Annotated in this window: 14 protein-coding genes; 10 read left to right on the forward strand and 4 right to left on the reverse strand. The window is 34.5% G+C overall.

The features are described 5' to 3' along the window. Positions 1–4 precede the first annotated feature (4 nt). Positions 5–2,506, reverse strand: a complete 2,502-nt coding sequence (gene topA, locus U0D62_RS03805) for a type I DNA topoisomerase (RefSeq protein WP_322193984.1) — start codon at positions 2,504–2,506, stop codon at positions 5–7. Between the two features lie 198 nt (positions 2,507–2,704). After that, positions 2,705–3,487: a hypothetical protein gene (locus U0D62_RS03810; protein WP_322193985.1), complete on the reverse strand. Its 783-nt coding sequence runs from the start codon at positions 3,485–3,487 to the stop codon at positions 2,705–2,707. Between the two features lie 133 nt (positions 3,488–3,620). On the opposite strand from U0D62_RS03810, the gene miaB reads away from it, so the two are divergent. The 7 genes from miaB to groL all read left to right on the forward strand — a co-directional run bounded on the left by miaB (position 3,621) and on the right by groL (position 10,358). After that, positions 3,621–5,066 (forward strand): tRNA (N6-isopentenyl adenosine(37)-C2)-methylthiotransferase MiaB, encoded by a 1,446-nt coding sequence (miaB, locus tag U0D62_RS03815; RefSeq protein ID WP_322193986.1) that lies wholly within the window; start codon positions 3,621–3,623, stop codon positions 5,064–5,066. Between the two features lie 28 nt (positions 5,067–5,094). Continuing rightward, positions 5,095–6,357, forward strand: a complete 1,263-nt coding sequence (locus U0D62_RS03820; RefSeq protein WP_322193987.1) for a sigma-54 interaction domain-containing protein — start codon at positions 5,095–5,097, stop codon at positions 6,355–6,357. A gap of 22 nt (positions 6,358–6,379) precedes the next feature. After that, the gene (gene lptE / locus U0D62_RS03825) at positions 6,380–6,886 is read left to right on the forward strand and encodes an LptE family protein (RefSeq protein WP_322193988.1); all 507 of its coding nucleotides are present in this window, start codon (positions 6,380–6,382) and stop codon (positions 6,884–6,886) included. A gap of 48 nt (positions 6,887–6,934) precedes the next feature. Then, on the forward strand, positions 6,935–7,909 hold the full coding sequence (locus U0D62_RS03830) for a hypothetical protein (RefSeq protein WP_322193989.1): 975 nt from the start codon (positions 6,935–6,937) through the stop codon (positions 7,907–7,909). A 7-nt stretch (positions 7,910–7,916) separates the two neighbouring features. Further along, positions 7,917–8,243 (forward strand): preprotein translocase subunit SecG, encoded by a 327-nt coding sequence (gene secG, locus U0D62_RS03835; protein WP_322193990.1) that lies wholly within the window; start codon positions 7,917–7,919, stop codon positions 8,241–8,243. A 151-nt stretch (positions 8,244–8,394) separates the two neighbouring features. Then, entirely contained in the window at positions 8,395–8,670 is a 276-nt protein-coding gene (locus U0D62_RS03840; protein ID WP_322193991.1) for a co-chaperone GroES, read from the forward strand. Positions 8,671–8,717: 47 nt separating this feature from the next. After that, complete coding sequence (gene groL, locus U0D62_RS03845; protein ID WP_322193992.1) at positions 8,718–10,358, forward strand: chaperonin GroEL; 1,641 nt, start codon at positions 8,718–8,720, stop codon at positions 10,356–10,358. Positions 10,359–10,470: 112 nt separating this feature from the next. Here groL and U0D62_RS03850 read toward each other — a convergent pair whose 3' ends face one another. Continuing rightward, entirely contained in the window at positions 10,471–11,952 is a 1,482-nt protein-coding gene (locus U0D62_RS03850) for a helix-turn-helix domain-containing protein (RefSeq protein ID WP_322194854.1), read from the reverse strand. Positions 11,953–12,072: 120 nt separating this feature from the next. Between U0D62_RS03850 and aceB the strand changes: the two genes are divergently transcribed. From aceB to U0D62_RS03865, 3 genes are all read left to right on the forward strand, one after another. Beyond that, positions 12,073–13,671, forward strand: a complete 1,599-nt coding sequence (gene aceB, locus U0D62_RS03855; protein ID WP_322193993.1) for a malate synthase A — start codon at positions 12,073–12,075, stop codon at positions 13,669–13,671. A 35-nt stretch (positions 13,672–13,706) separates the two neighbouring features. Further along, on the forward strand, positions 13,707–14,984 hold the full coding sequence (aceA, locus tag U0D62_RS03860; protein ID WP_322193994.1) for an isocitrate lyase: 1,278 nt from the start codon (positions 13,707–13,709) through the stop codon (positions 14,982–14,984). Between the two features lie 216 nt (positions 14,985–15,200). Next, the gene (locus U0D62_RS03865; RefSeq protein ID WP_322193995.1) at positions 15,201–16,499 is read left to right on the forward strand and encodes a hypothetical protein; all 1,299 of its coding nucleotides are present in this window, start codon (positions 15,201–15,203) and stop codon (positions 16,497–16,499) included. A gap of 65 nt (positions 16,500–16,564) precedes the next feature. Here the strand turns inward: U0D62_RS03865 and U0D62_RS03870 are convergent, their stop codons facing one another. Further along, on the reverse strand, positions 16,565–17,320 hold the full coding sequence (locus U0D62_RS03870; RefSeq protein WP_416135530.1) for a M15 family metallopeptidase: 756 nt from the start codon (positions 17,318–17,320) through the stop codon (positions 16,565–16,567). Positions 17,321–17,527: the final 207 nt, after the last annotated feature.

Here is a 17,527-nt window from a genome sequence, read left to right on the forward strand (position 1 = left end):
TATTTTATTTCTTTTTAGCTGAAGTCTTTTTTGTGGTTTTCTTTTTGGTCGTCTTCTTTTTAGGAGCGTTTTTCTCAATCAGATCTTTGACTTTTTCAAGTGTTAATTTTGAAGCATCAACAGTTTTAGGCAATTCGATCTTAATTTTACCTTGAATAATATTACTTCTACCCCATCTTGCTTTTTCTACACGAATACCTTCTTCTTCCCAATTATGAATTACCTTATCTATTTCTTTTTGTTTCTTTTCCTCGATAAGAGTTACGATATCCTGATCAGATAGGTTATCAAAATCATATTTTTTATTGACATTGATAAACATTCCGTTCCATTTAATGAATGGACCAAATCTACCTTTACCTTTTTGAACCGGAAGATTTTCATATGTATAAATAGGAGCATCTGCCTTTTCCTTAGCATCGATAAGCTCAATAGCTCGATCCAAAGAAACACTTAACGGATCTTCTCCTTTGGGTAACGAAACAAATTTTTCTCCAAAACGCACATAAGGACCAAATCGACCATTATTAACCATAATGGTTTCTTCTTTATAACTACCTAACTCTTTTGGGAGTTGAAACAAATCCATCGCTTCTTCAAAAGTAATCCCACTCAAGGTTTGTCCTGGAGGCAAGCTGGCAAACTTAGGCTTATCTTCATCATCTGCTGTACCTATTTGCACCATAGGGCCAAATTTTCCTAAACGTACACTAACCACTTTACCACTTACCGGATCTTCACCTAGGATTCTTTCTCCTACTTCGCGATCTGCATTTTCTGCTACATCCTGAACACGCGGATGAAACTCTTCATAGAACTCCTTCATCACATTAGTCCAATCTTCTTGCCCTTCTGCAATTTCATCAAAATCCTGTTCTACCTTTGCAGTGAAATTATAATCTAAAATAGAAGAGAAGTGATTTACTAAAAAATCATTAACCACCATCCCTACATCAGTAGGAATCATTTTTCCTTTATCGCTACCAACTTTTTCTGACAGTTGTTTCTCTGCAACTGCTCCATCGGCAAGAACCATCTGTACATATTTACGTAACTCTCCTTCTTTAGATCCCTTCTCTACGTAATTTCTATTCTGAATGGTCGAAATTGTAGGAGCATATGTTGACGGTCTTCCGATCCCTAATTCTTCTAATTTCTTAACTAGAGAAGCTTCTGTATAACGACTTGGTGGTCTTGTAAATCTCTCTGTTGCAGAAATGTATTTATTAAACAATGCTTCATTCACTTTCATTGCCGGAAGAATTCCTTCTTGCTCTTCATCTTCATCATCACTTCCTTCTAAATATACTTTTAAGAAACCTTCAAACTTTATTACCTCTCCATTAGCTGTAAATTGTTCCTGATGTGTACTCCCAGCTATTCGTACATTAGTTCGTTCTAATCTTGCATCACTCATTTGTGAAGCAATAGCTCGTTTCCATATCAACTCGTATAAACGTTGTTGATCCGGCTCTACATTTACAGTATGTCTGGAAAAATCTGTAGGACGTATTGCTTCGTGAGCCTCTTGTGCTCCTTTAGATTTACCCTTATATTGTCTTGGATTACTATATTCATTTCCATAAGCCGAAACAATCTCTGCTTTAGCCCCTTTCTGAGCTTCTGCAGATAAGTTCACACTATCTGTTCTCATATAAGTAATCAATCCGGCTTCATACAGTCTTTGAGCCATATTCATTGTCTTACTTACCGAGAAATATAATTTTCTAGAAGCTTCCTGCTGTAATGTTGAGGTAGTAAATGGAGGAGCTGGTGATTTCTTAGCTGGCTTTGTTGTTAAATCCGCTACCTTAAAAGATGCTCCAATATTTTTATTTAAAAAGGTCTCAGCCTCTTCTTTTGTTTTGAAATTCTTGGGTAGCTTGGCTTTAAAGGATTTTCCTTTTTCATTTGAAAACTCAGCATCAATCCTATAAGAAGCCTCTGGTTTAAAACCTATTATTTCTCGTTCACGCTCTACGATTAATCGTACAGATACTGACTGAACTCTACCCGCAGACAACCCTCCTTTTACTTTTCGCCAAAGGACCGGTGACAACTCATAACCTACCAAACGATCCAACACACGTCTAGCCTGTTGTGCGTTTACCAAGTTATAATCAATCGCCCTTGGGTTCTCAATTGCTTTAAGAATCGCATTTTTAGTAATCTCATGAAATACGATACGTTTTGTTTTTTCTTTCTCTAATTTTAATGTTTCGGCAAGGTGCCAAGCAATAGCTTCTCCCTCACGATCCTCATCACTAGCCAGCCAAACCATTTCTGCTTTCTTAGAAAGATCCTTCAACTTTTTTACAATATCCTTTTTGTCTTTCGAGACAATGTATTTCGGCTTAAAGCCTTCTTCAACATCAACACCCAACTCTTTGGCAGGTAGATCCGCTATATGTCCAAAACTAGATGCTACTTTGTAATCTTTTCCAAGGAATTTTTCTATCGTCTTAGCCTTTGCAGGTGACTCCACTATCACTAAATTCTTAGCCATAATCCGTATTTTTCATCTGTTGATAATTAATATTTATTGATTGACAGATGGAACAGTCAATAAACATTTTGGTTGGTATTAACCCAGCCATAATGGCTTATTTCAGAGAACAAAAGTATATCAATTTTTTTATATCCAAATTCTTTATCAAAAAATTAGTTCAAAAAAAACCTGCTGATCAGCAGGTTTTTATTTTTTTTATTCAACAAATAATGTCTTTTCCTCAGACGGATCATTACTTTCTTCAAAACCTATTGCATCTTTATATATATAATACACCGGCATATAAACAAAAGCAGCAGTAAAAAAAACTCCTACAAAACACATAATCATTCCTACGATCTGCGCCAAAAAACTAGCAATAATAATTAGTCCAAAAGCGATTAACCAAAATTTGTTTCCAAGTTTAAAACTTGCTTTTATTAAATCAGAAGTACTCATATCCGGATTGAAAGCAAATATTACTCCCAATAATTGTATCGGAACCATTACATAATAAAGAGGTAATATACACAGCATAAGTGCCAATAATGAAATTCCAAATGAAGCTATTGCTAAGGCAAATATTTTTCCCAGATACTTTCCTTTAAAAAACATAAAATACTTTGAACTTTCAGGAAGACCTAGATCGACTTGTTTACAAACTCTATAAAAATGTGCATTAATCCCAAATTGAAGTGCCGCAACTACCATCGACACAACAACGATCAACACTATAAATAAAATCGCAAGTCCAATAGACAAATCTTCATTAATATATCCATACTCGTTATATTCATTTTCAAATCCTGCTAATCCAGCTACTGCAAAAATCGGGATATACATTATGATAAATAACGGAATCATAATAACAAAAGTGATCAATAAATGAACAAAACCTTGAAGCCACACTTTTTTAAAAAGCTCAATGCTCTTATTAAATATATCTCCAAAATCTATTAATTTACTGTTTTCTATTTTTTCAAAAAGCGAATTTGGCATTATCTTCTGATTTTAACGGTTGGATATCTTCAAATATAATTTTTTTAAAAATAAAACCCTGCCACTTTGTCACAAATCGTATTAAAAAGTATCTTTGCACACTATTTGACCCGAATCAATAAGGAATTATTTTATGGAGAAGATTATAGATGAAAGCATACAAGGACAATCTCTTGTTCTTGATCAAAAGAAAGAAAACCAACGTAAACTTTTTATTGAAAGTTACGGTTGTCAGATGAATTTTAGCGATAGTGAGATTGTTGCTTCTATCTTAGCAAAGGAAGGATTTAATACTACTCAAAACCTTGAAGATGCTGATTTAGTATTAGTAAACACTTGTTCTATTCGTGAAAAAGCTGAGCAAACTGTTAGAAAAAGACTCGAAAAATATAATGCAGTAAAAAAAGTCAATCCCAAAATGAAAGTAGGAGTTTTGGGATGTATGGCAGAGCGATTGAAAAGTAAATTTCTGGAAGAAGAAAAAATTGTTGACCTGGTTGTTGGTCCTGATGCTTACAAAGATCTTCCTAATTTGATTGAAGAAGTAGATGCTGGGCGTAATGCTGTAAATGTTATCCTTTCTAAGGAAGAAACCTATGGAGATATCGCTCCCGTACGCTTGCAAAGTAATGGAGTATCTGCTTTTGTTTCTATTACTCGAGGTTGCGATAACATGTGTACTTTTTGCGTAGTTCCTTTTACCAGAGGAAGAGAACGTAGTCGTGATCCGCAAAGTATTCTTAAAGAAATAGATGATTTAGTTAACAAAAACTTTAAGGAAATTACGCTCCTAGGCCAAAACGTAGATAGCTTCTTGTGGTATGGTGGCGGCTTAAAAAAGGATTTTGAAAAAGCAAGTGATTTTCAAAAAGCTACAGCAGTTAATTTTGCTAAATTATTGGATATGGTTGCAGAAAAATATCCTAAATTAAGGTTACGCTTCACCACATCCAATCCTCAAGACATGACTCTGGATGTGATTGAAGTAATGGCAAAGCATAAAAACATTTGTAAATACATTCACCTTCCCATACAGAGTGGTAGTGATCGTATTTTGAAAGCCATGAACCGTTTGCATACACGTCAAGAATATTTTAAATTAATTGATAATATCAAACAAATTATTCCTGAGTGTTCAATCTCACAGGATATTATCGCTGGTTTCCCTACAGAAACTGAAGAAGATCATCAAGATACATTATCATTAATGGAGTATGTAAAATATGATTATGGATTTATGTTTGCATACTCAGAGCGACCAGGAACACTTGCTGAGCGTAAAATGGAGGACGATGTTCCTGCTGATATAAAAAAGAGACGATTAGCAGAGATTAACGATTTACAACGTAAGCATAGTGAATACCGTCATAAAGCTTTTATTGGTAAAACCGTTGAAGTACTGATAGAAAAAGCTTCTAAAAAATCAGATGCTCACTGGAGTGGTAGAACAACACAAAACTCTGTTGTTGTTTTTCCTAAAGAAAATTATAAAGTTGGAGATTTTGTTATGGTTCGTGTCGAGGATTGTACGAGTGCCACATTACTTGGTGAAGCCGTGAATTACTCAGAAAACAACTAATTGTTTACTTAAAAATCAATAATTATAAATGGAATCAGTTCAAGCTACAAAACAACGATTCGGTATTATCGGAAATGATGCTAAACTCAATCGCGCCGTTGAGAAAGCAATCCAGGTAGCTCCTACGGATATTTCAGTTCTTGTGACTGGAGAAAGCGGTGTAGGTAAAGAAAGTATTCCTAAAATCATACATTCATTATCACATCGCAAACACGGTAAATATATTGCCGTAAACTGTGGAGCCATTCCTGAAGGAACTATTGATAGTGAACTTTTTGGTCACGAAAAAGGAGCATTTACAGGAGCTACTCAAACTCGTAATGGATATTTTGAAGTAGCTGATGGCGGAACCATTTTTCTTGACGAAGTAGGAGAATTACCACTGACTACACAAGTACGTTTACTTAGGGTTCTCGAAAACGGAGAGTTTATTAAAGTAGGTTCTTCTAAGGTTCAAAAAACAGATGTGCGTATTGTAGCAGCTACAAACGTTAATATGTTTGAAGCTATTAAAAAAGAAAAGTTTCGTGAAGATCTATATTATCGTTTAAGCACTGTAGAAATTCTCCTTCCTCCTTTAAGAACCAGAAAAGATGATATCCATTTACTTTTCAGAAAATTTGCTTCTGATTTTGCTTCTAAATACAAAATGCCAACTATTCGCCTAACCGAGGATGCCGTTGCTTTATTAGAAAAACATCATTGGAGTGGTAATATCAGACAATTACGCAACATTGCTGAGCAAATTTCAGTCCTTGAACAAAACAGAACGATAACAGGAGCGACATTACATAGTTATTTACCTAATGTAGGTGCTAATTTACCAGCTGTAATCTCTTCGGATAAAAAAGAAAGTGATTTTAGCAATGAAAGAGAAATCCTGTATAAAGTGCTTTTTGATATGAAAAGTGATCTTAATGATCTCAAAAAACTTACTATGGAGTTGATGCAAAGCGGCAATTCTCAACAAGTACAAAAAGACCACGAAGGATTGATAAGAAAAATATATCGTGAAGATAAAGAAGAAGAAGTTCCTTTTGAAGAACCTGTAACAACTCCGACTGCCGAAGTTTTACAAATTTCTTCTCCGGATATAACACAAAAAGAAAGTGATAAATATCATTTTGCCGAAGAAATTGAGGAAGAAGAAACATTATCGTTACAACATAAAGAATTAGAATTGATTAAAAAATCCTTAGAACGACACCGCGGAAAACGCAAAGCTGCGGCAGAAGAACTAGGAATTAGTGAACGAACATTATATCGTAAAATAAAACAATACAATTTATAATACAGGAAATTAAGAAATACAGATGAGCAAATTGAAATATATAGTAGTTGCATTTACGACGATGATCATTCTTCAGGGATGCGGTGTTTACTCATTGACAGGGACTTCTATCTCTCCAGATACTAAAACATTTCAAGTGAACTTTTTTCAGAATCAAGCTCCTATCATTATTCCTGGAATTGATCAAACATTTACTAATCAATTACAAGATTTAATTCTAAATCAAACCAATCTGGATTTAGTAACCTCAGGAGGAGATATTGTTTATGAAGGAGAAATTGTACAATATTATATTGCACCCAACACAGCCACCTCAGACAACACTGCTGCTCAGAACCGTTTAACAATAGCTGTAAACACTCGATTTTATGATACAAAAGATCCAGCACAAGATCTAGAACAACGATTTACTTTCTTTTTTGATTACTCAGCATCTCAATCAGAAACAGCAATACGAGATCAGGCTATTCAAGAAATATACGAACGTATTACTCAAGATATTTTTAATGCTACTTTAGCAAGATGGTAATCTAAATAATACTATAGTTACTTTTATAAGAAAAACAAAGAACACTTTTTGAACACAAAAGATCTTACATACTTATTACAAAACCCTGCTCATCTCAAAAAAGAGCATACTGATGATCTTAAAAAAATAATCAGAGAATTCCCTTATTTCCAACCTGTAAGATCTCTATTATTAAAAGGGTTAAAAGATCAGGAAAGTTTCAGGTATAATCAAGAACTTAAAATAACAGCTGCTTACACAACAGATAGAAGTGTTTTATTTGATTTTATTACCTCAACACTTTTTACAGAAGGTTCTGATCAAATTAAAGTCGAAAAGAAAAATAAAGCTGAAATAGAAGTTGTTGAAGTAGAGGAAATAAAAACGCTTCCGAGAATGTCAATGGATGATGCCGTTACTATGAAAATGGAAGAAGCCGAAGATGTTTTAGACCCTACTCTATTTTTAACTCCTGAAGAAGAAAGTATTTTCAGACACGTTACCATTTCTGAATCTTTAGCAGCATCTAATGACCAAGAAAAAAAAGAAGAATCTAAAGGTGAAGACGAGACAAATCCATCTCCTAAATCAACATTACAAATAGACAAACCTTTAGATTTCAACAAGAGAGAAACACATTCTTTTGCAGAATGGCTGAAATTAACATCAATAACTCCAATAGAAAGAAAATCTGACACAGAATCTACTATTCCTGAGGTTAAGAAAACAATTGATTTGGAGGAAAAAGAAACAAAAACAGCTTCTACACTTCAGAACAAGTTTGATCTTATCGATGAATTTATCGCCAACAATCCCAAAATCAAACCAGTATCCAAAAGTGCTCCTTCGCGTAACCTGGCAAAAGAAAATCAGGTTGCTCAAGATGAATTGATGACAGAAACTTTAGCAAGAGTATATCTTGCTCAAAAAAATTATAAGAAAGCAATTCAAGCATATAAAATATTAATTTTGAAAAATCCCGAAAAAAGTGGTTTCTTTGCAGACCAAATTCGGGCAATAAAGAATTTACAAGAAAATAAATAACAATATAATGACAACGTTTTCAATTTTTTTAGGTTTAATCGTTATCGTATCTTTTTTACTAATAGTAGTAATAATGGTACAAAACCCTAAAGGTGGTGGATTATCATCTTCTTTTGGCGGCGGAGGAACGCAGCAGTTAGGTGGTGTGAAGAAAACTACAGACTTCTTAGATAAAAGTACATGGGCATTAGCTACTTTATTATTAGTACTTATTTTATTATCTAATGTCAATCTGATGGATGGAAATGGAACACAGAATTCTCAAGTAGATACTCAAGAAGATCCAGTAGAACTTCCTGCAACTCCGGCTGGAGAAAATGACACTCAGGAATAGTGTTTTTATAAAAGATAAAATTAATGCCGACTTGTCATATAGTCGGCATTTTTTGTTTCAATTTGTCAGTATCACGCTACTGGCATAATTTCTGAAATAAAAGCACCAGAGATGTAAACTTTAATTTTTTAATTGTATAAAACTAATCATAATGGGAGTAAATATTAAGCCTCTTTCAGATCGCGTGGTTGTAGAACCACTTCCTGCAGAGACACAAACAGCATCAGGACTGTTTATCCCTGACTCTGCTCAGGAAAAACAACAAAAAGGTAAAGTAGTTGCTGTAGGTAACGGTAAAAAAGATCACGAGATGACTGTTAAAGTTGGTGACACTGTACTTTATGCAAAATACGGACCGGACGAACTTAGAATAGACGGTAAAGATTATCTGATTATGCGCGAAGAAACTATTCTTGCAATAGTTTAAGTTTAATGTAACTTCATAATACACAAATCAAAAAATAAAATTCAATTATGGCAAAAGACATAAAATTTGATATAGAAGCACGTGACGGAATTAAACGCGGTGTGGATGCATTAGCAAATGCAGTAAAAGTAACCTTAGGCCCTAAAGGTCGTAATGTAATTATTAGCAAATCATTTGGAGCGCCAACAGTAACTAAAGATGGAGTTTCTGTAGCTAAAGAAGTAGAGCTTGAAGATGCACTAGAGAATATGGGTGCACAAATGGTAAAAGAAGTAGCTTCAAAAACTAATGATCTTGCAGGTGACGGTACTACTACCGCTACCGTTCTAGCTCAGGCAATCGTTAAAGAAGGACTTAAGAATGTAGCTGCTGGAGCCAACCCAATGGACCTTAAAAGAGGAATTGACAAGGCAGTAAAGGCAATTACAGACGATCTAGCTAAACAAACTAAAGAAGTAGGTGATTCTTCTGATAAAATCAAACAAGTTGCAGCTATCTCTGCTAACAACGACGAAACCATAGGTGATCTTATTGCTCAGGCATTCGAAAAAGTTGGTAAAGAAGGTGTTATTACAGTAGAAGAAGCTAAAGGAACCGATACACATGTAGATATCGTTGAAGGAATGCAGTTTGATAGAGGATATCTTTCTCCTTACTTTGTGACTAACAGCGAAAAAATGACTGCTGATTTAGAGAATCCATATATCTTATTGTTCGACAAGAAGATATCTGCGATGAAAGACTTACTTCCTATACTAGAGCCTGTAGCACAAACAGGAAAGCCTCTTTTAATTATTGCTGAAGACGTTGATGGAGAAGCTTTAGCTACTCTTGTAGTAAACAAATTACGTGGAGCATTAAAAATCGCTGCTGTTAAAGCACCTGGTTTTGGTGACAGACGTAAAGCAATGTTAGAAGATATTGCAATCCTTACAGGAGGAACAGTAATCTCTGAAGAAAGAGGATTTACTCTTGAAAACGCTACTATTGACCATTTAGGAACTGCAGAAAAAGTAGCTATCGATAAAGATAACACTACTGTAGTTAATGGTGCAGGTGAAGAAGATTTGATCAAAAACAGAGTGAATCAAATCAAAGCTCAGATAGAAACTACTACTTCTGATTATGATAAAGAAAAGTTACAGGAACGTCTTGCTAAATTAGCAGGTGGTGTTGCTGTATTATATGTAGGTGCTGCTTCTGAAGTAGAAATGAAAGAAAAGAAGGATCGAGTAGACGATGCACTTCATGCAACTCGTGCAGCTGTAGAAGAAGGTATTGTAGCTGGTGGAGGTGTAGCATTAGTAAGAGCAAAAGCCGTATTAGATGGTGTAAATACTGAAAATGCTGACGAAGTTACCGGAGTACAAATCGTAAACCGTGCAATCGAAGCTCCTCTAAGAACTATAGTCGAAAATGCAGGAGGAGAAGGATCAGTAGTGATTTCTAAGGTACTTGAAGGAAAAGACAACTTTGGATATGACGCAAAATCTGAAGCTTATGTAGATATGCTAAAAGCTGGAATTATCGATCCTAAGAAAGTAACTCGTATTGCTCTTGAAAATGCAGCTTCTGTATCGGGAATGATTCTTACTACAGAATGTGCATTAACAGACATCAAAGAAGATGTTCCTGCTGCTGGAGGCGGAATGCCACCAATGGGCGGAGGTATGCCAGGTATGATGTAGCAGTAACCATTGCAAGCTATTTTATTTAGCTTGTTTATAGTTAAAATCAAATAAAGAGCTCTGTTTTGAAATTCAAAACAGAGCTCTTTTTATTGACTATAGAAATTAAATTTTATGAATATTGCTTTACAATATCCTCTACCAAAGCTGCTGTTTTTTTATGTTTTTCCTTTACCAATAATCGTTTAGGAGGAGCCATTCTCACCTTACAATCCATTAACGAACAGGACTCACAAGTTACTCCCACTTTGAACTTAGAGATTTTAGAATCATTAACAAATTGGATTTTCTTTTCTAAGGCTGAGGATATCAAGAACCCTATTCCAATACTTCGATAATATTCTGTTTTAAACGGATCTTTGGTCGCTGAGGTAAATACCAAATATTGCTGATCAGTATCTGCATAATCAGATATCTGTATATCAAATGTGTAGTCAAGATCGTTGTTTGCCGTTCTTTGCAATGTTTTTATTGCCATCCATTGTCGACAATAATGTTCATTCACCTCATTAGCATGGGGTTGTTGTTGATGTGTAATATGTAATTCTTTTACCAGATTAAACTTCTCAACTCCAGGTGTGTGCGTAAACCTAAGAAAAAATACATTTTGCATCCCAAAATCCCTAGGAAGTATATTAGTTAATCGCTGGTAAAAAGATTCTGGAGAAGCATTATATAGATTCATAATTTTATGAAAAGCTTTTTCTGAAAAACTTTTCATAGAAAACAGTTCTTTTAAATGGCTTTTCAAGTGATTTCTAGGGATAATTAAAGCTCCTGCAAAATACGAAGCATAGAAATTATGAAGCACTTCTTCAAAATTATCATATCGTATCCAGGAAAAAGTATAGGGACGTTCTTTGATTTCCATATATTGATACCCTAGTTCCTTTGCATAAATGAATGTCTTTTGCGCTTCATCCACCCTATCAGACAATAATAAAGTTTTAGTAGTAGGCACATATACTGACCTTAAATTATCTAATTCTTCCTGCTTTGGTATTCCAGAATCATTAATGGTATATCCATACTCTTCTTTAAGAATTTCTTCTAATTCTAAAGAAGATATTTTCCCATTCAAATTCAATTGATATGTATTTGCACATTTTATCGCTTTATCCTCAAGGTCTTTAAAGAAATTATTATGCGCCTCTTGATATGATCGCAGTGAGGCCAGATAAAAACCTTCGCGACTCATATTATAATGCTGTGCTATTTCTATAATTGTGCTTATAAAAGCATTCACCTTAGAAGGTGCATTAGCGATAATATCAATCAGATCACTTTGTTGAATCCCAAATAATTCTAAAGGAATTTCATCTAATATTCCCGATTGTAATATCTCACCTATAGGAGCCAGGTTTTTGTCCAATTTAAGAGAAACCAAATTATCATAGGGGACATCTAAAGTCTCTGCTAATTTTATAATCTTATCAGTTTTTGGATACTTTTTTCCTTTTTCTATTTCGTTTAAATACGATTTAGAAAGTCCGCACAATTTAGATAATCCAAAAAGCGACAAATCCTTATCCGTTCGTATCTGCTTGATTTTCAGCCCAAAAATCAATCTAATATATTCTTCTGCTATTGCCATAAAGCCAAAAGTAACCATTTTTGCGTAATTGCTCAAAAAACAAAAAGTTCACATTTAGCGAACGTTCGCTTGTTTTGTAAAAAACTTTTTTTTAATATTGTTCACTCAAACGATATAGTTATGGAAATACAAACAAACCTTAATCAGAAAATTAGCTTCACCAAGGAAGTTAAAAACTACCATCCAGAGATTTTGACTGATGGTGCTTTAACTTTTCTGGAAGCTTTGCAAGATCGTTTTAATGAAAGACGGTTAACGCTTTTAAAGAACCGTGAGTGTCAGCAACAATTGTTTGACCTGGGAACGAATCCTTCCTTTCCAGAAAACACAAAAGAAATTCGCAATAGCGAATGGGCTGCTGCTCCAATTCCTGCAGATCTGCAAGACCGTAGAGTCGAAATTACAGGTCCTGTAGACAGAAAGATGGTCATTAATGCACTAAATTCTGGCGCCAAAACTTTTATGGCCGACTTTGAGGACAGTAATGCTCCTCTTTGGGAAAATTGCCTACAGGGGCAACAAAACCTAAAAGATGCCGTCAATAAAACTATTTCGTTCTACAATCCCAAAAGAGATAAAACCTATCAGTTAAAAGAAAATGTTGCAACATTAATAGTACGCCCAAGAGGACTACACCTTAATGAAAAGCATCTTTTAGTAAATGACCAGGAGATGAGTGCTTCTTTGTTTGATTTTGCTTTGTATCTATTTCATAACAACGAAGAATTAAAAGAAAACAAGACTGGCCCTTATTATTACCTGCCCAAACTAGAACATTTTACAGAAGCAATCTGGTGGAATGATGTGATTGATTTCTCTGAAGAATATTTAGGTATAGATCCAGGAACTGTTAAAGTAACCGTATTAATAGAAACTATTACAGCTAGTTTTCAACTAGATGAGATCATATATGCATTAAAAGATCATATTGTAGGCCTTAATTGCGGAAGATGGGATTATATCTTCAGCTATATTAAGAAATTAAGAAATCATAAAGATTTTATTGTTCCAGATCGTGCTCAGGTAACTATGTCCAGCCCGTTTATGGATGCTTACAGCAAATTAGTGATCCAGCGCTGTCATAAACGCAATATCCTTGCTATTGGAGGAATGGCTGCACAGATTCCAATTAAAGATGATGAAGCCAGAAATACATTAGCTTTTGCAAAAGTACAGGCAGATAAGGAGCGTGAAGTAAAAAACGGTCATGATGGTACCTGGGTAGCTCATCCTGCATTAGTACCATTAGCTAAAAAAGTCTTTGACACCTATATGCCTAAGGCAAATCAAATGGACGTAAAGCGCGATGATATTACTATAACAGAAGATGACCTTCTTGCCATTCCTGAAGGAACAATCACTGAAAAAGGAATACGAGAAAACATCAATGTAGGTATTCATTATATCGCTACGTGGCTTGGAGGCAATGGTGCTGTTGCCCTTTATAATCTTATGGAAGATGCTGCTACTGCAGAAATTAGCCGAACCCAAATATGGCAATGGTTAAAAAATGAAGTGAGGCTTGAAAATGGATTAAGACTTAACGATAAAATGTTTCACATGATTTTTGAAGATGAATTAAACATCATTGAAAAACAAGTAGGAAAACAGCTTTTTGAGAGCAAAAATTATCAAAACGCAATCCAGATTTTTCATTCGCTGGTAACAGCAGAGGAGTTTGAAGAATTTCTTACTACAAGAGCATACAAATATTTATAAAAAACAAATTCAACATATAGTAAAAACCCAAAGTTATGAATACAGAGCAAAGAATAGAAGAATTGTTAATTGACTGGACAACAAACCCAAGATGGAAAAATATTGAGCGCCCTTATAGTGCCGAAGAAGTAGTAAAACTACAAGGGTCATATAAAATTGAACATAGTGTTGCTAAGCAAGGTGCTGAAAAACTATGGATGAAATTAAAAACTCAGGATTTTGTTGCCGGTTTAGGTGCATTAACAGGTAATCAGGCAGTACAAGAGGTTGAAGCAGGTCTAGAAGCTATTTATCTTAGTGGGTGGCAGGTAGCAGCAGACGCCAACCTTGCCGGGCAAATGTATCCAGATCAATCTCTTTATCCTGTAAACAGCGTACCTCAGGTTGTAAAAAGAATCAATAACGCTCTGCTTCGAGCTGATCAGATTCAGGTTGTGAATGGCGAAAAAAACAAAAAGGACTACCTAGTACCAATCGTTGCAGACGCTGAAGCTGGTTTTGGAGGAAATCTAAATGCTTTTGAATTAATGAAATCTATGATCGAAAGTGGAGCCAGTGGTGTACATTTTGAAGATCAATTAAGTTCTGCAAAAAAATGCGGGCACCTTGGAGGAAAAGTATTAGTACCTACGCAAGAAGCTATCAACAAACTAGTGGCTGCACGTCTCGCTGCTGATGTAATGGGAACTCCTGCTATAATCATAGCTCGTACCGATGCTGATGCTGCTAACTTATTAACTAGTGATGTAGATGAACGAGACAGAAAATTTGTAACTGGCGAAAGAACTGATGAAGGTTTCTTCTTTGTAAAAAACGGTATAGAACAGGGAATAGACAGAGGACTCTCTTATGCCCCTTATGCAGATCTAATATGGATGGAGACTAGTAATCCTGATCTTGAACAAGCACGTAAATTTGCCGAAGCTATCCATGCTAAATATCCAGATCAAATGTTAGCCTATAACTGTTCTCCATCCTTTAACTGGGCAGCAAAGCTTTCTGTTGAAGAAATGGAAACCTTTAGAGAAGAATTAGCTGCTATGGGATATAAGTTTCAATTTATTACTCTTGCAGGGTTCCATGCTTTAAACACAAGTATGTTTGAATTATCCAAAGCTTACAAAGAAAGAGGTATGGCTGGGTATTCTGAACTACAGGAAAGAGAATTTGCTTTACAAAAAGACGGATTCCGCGCTGTAAAACATCAAGGATTTGTAGGAACAACTTACTTCGATGCTGTTCAAAATACTGTAACAGCCGGCAAAGCATCCACTGTTGCTATGGAAGGAAGTACCGAAGTTGAACAGTTTTAAAATAAACCCAACTAGGTTGAATAATGCAATTTTAATTTTTTTCCGATTTTATTATTGTGCTCAAGACGACATCTCTTTATGAGATGTCGTTTTTTATATAGCATATCTAATACTAAGGTTTTTCAACAAATGTATTCTTAGATTTGCTACCCCATTTATAATTTTTGTAACATCTAACTATAAATTGTAGTCATATAGCATAACAAATCATCAATTATGGAGGTTACTCAAGATATTTCTCAAAAAACAGATTGGAATTTATTTACACGCATCACATTTAGATTCTTTTTTGTATATCTATTTCTTAACATTTTCCCTTTTCCTTTTTACTATTTAGGGTCCATTTTAGAACAAGATGATCTCTTTTCTTTTTATACAGATGGAGCTCAAAAACTCTCTGTATGGGTTGGAAAAAAAATATTAGGAATCGATTATGAGATTCGTATTGGCCCTAATGGTAGTGGTGATACCACCGCTGATTACATTTTTCAATTTATAACAGTAATGATAGGGCTTATCACTACTATATTATGGAGTATCATTGATTATAGAAAAAAAAATTATACCCGATTATTCACATATTTTAGAGTGTTTGTAAGGTATTATGTCATTGCTATTATGTTTTCTTATGGCTTTTCAAAGGTATTTACACTTCAATTCTCAGAGCTCAGTCTTATAGATCTCATTAAACCTTTTGGTAATTCTTCTCCTATGGGATTAATGTGGAACTTTATGGAATATAGTGATACCTATACTCGTTTTTCGGGTTATGCAGAAGTAATTGCAGGAGCATTATTGCTTTTTAGAAAAACTACTGTGTTAGGTTCTCTTATGGTGATTGCAGTGATGTTTAATGTTTTTATGATGAATATGAGTTATGACATCCCTGTTAAATTATATAGTGGCTTATTAACTATAATGGGAGTATTTCTGCTCGCACCGGATATTAATCGCATTTTAAATTTCTTTATATTAAATAAAGAAGTTCAACCTAAAAAATTTAAACAATATTTCTCAACTCCAAAATTAAAAATTACCGCTATAGTAGTCAAAATATTAGTTGTAGGCTATTTGTTTTACACTAATATAAATGGTTCCATAGAAGGGCAGCAAAAATGGGGGAAAGACGCTCCAAAATCAGCATTATACGGAATTTATGAAGTAACAGAGTTTATCAAAAATAATGACACTATACCTCCTTTAACAACTGACACCAAACGATGGAAACGATTAGTGGTTGACAAATACTATACAGGTATACAAACAATGGATGAAAAACTTCAATATAAAAAGGAAAAAACAGATACTCTTACCAATACCTTACACCTCACTTCTTATCGAGATAGCACTGATATTCAAAACTTCACATATAAGTTAGAAGATAGTCTATTCATTTTTGAAAGTATTTATAAGGGTGATACTTTAAAAATTAAGACTTCAAAAAGAGAACGAGAAGAGTTTTTATTAATTAACAGAGGCTTTCATTGGATTAATGAATTTCCTTTTAACAGATAACAAACTCTTATCACAGCAGGTTTTAATAAGAAATCAAAGCATATAGGCGATAGGTAGATTACGATTTAATCACATTTCCATCTAAAGTCAGAAATCTTGAATTTCTTACCTGTATGGAAATTATAATGCCACCATTCTGTTCTTATCGTTTTAAAACCGTATTTCTCCATAGTTCCACGAAGCAATTTACGATTAGCAATAACTTCTTTTGATAGTTTTGTATATGAATGACTTGCTTCTTTGCCAAAATGGTCAAATGGAGTTCCCATATCAAGCTCTTTTCCTCTTAAGTTAGTAAGAGTAATATCTAATGCCGCACCTCTATTGTGTACAGAACCTCCTTTAGGATTAGCCACATATCCTGGATCTGGAACAATCTTCCACATTTTTTTCTGAACACTATGTGGTCGATAACAATCAAATAATTTTATGCGATAGCCTTGCTTCATAAAGTCTTTATTAGCTTTTATAAGTGCTTTGGCTACAGCTCCTCTAACGTAACATCTAGCGCAAGAATACACCGCTTCTTTTAAGAAATTATCAGAAGTAGCATATTTCATATCCAAAATAAAGTAATTAGACAGTTCTTCAATATTTACAAAATCATTGTCTTTGATTGCATCCAACAAGCTTTGTTTCTCTGCATAGGCATCGAATTCTTTTTGCCTTTTAAGCATATTATCTTCGACTCTTTTTGCCCTTAGCTGTATTGCCTTCGATTTTTGTAGAAGAGCCATTGTACTAGCGCCCGGTTTTATCTCGGCATCAGCACAAGAGAAAAGTCCTATTAATAATAATAAAAAAAGTAGTTTTTTAACCATAATGTCCCCATTTTATGTTTTTCATAGGTGTAACCAATCAGCATCACACAAGCAAGCTTGCACGTTTCTAACCATCAGTAATCACGTAACGACTAATTACCCTGAAATTGTTTTCCAAAAATTATTTCCCACTACAAAGATAGTTTCTTTTTGGATATCAACTGAAAAATTGTTAACATTTTGATAATCAACTACATTGAAAACCCT

Source organism: Aquimarina callyspongiae (assembly GCF_034322225.1).
Lineage (GTDB): Bacteria > Bacteroidota > Bacteroidia > Flavobacteriales > Flavobacteriaceae > Aquimarina.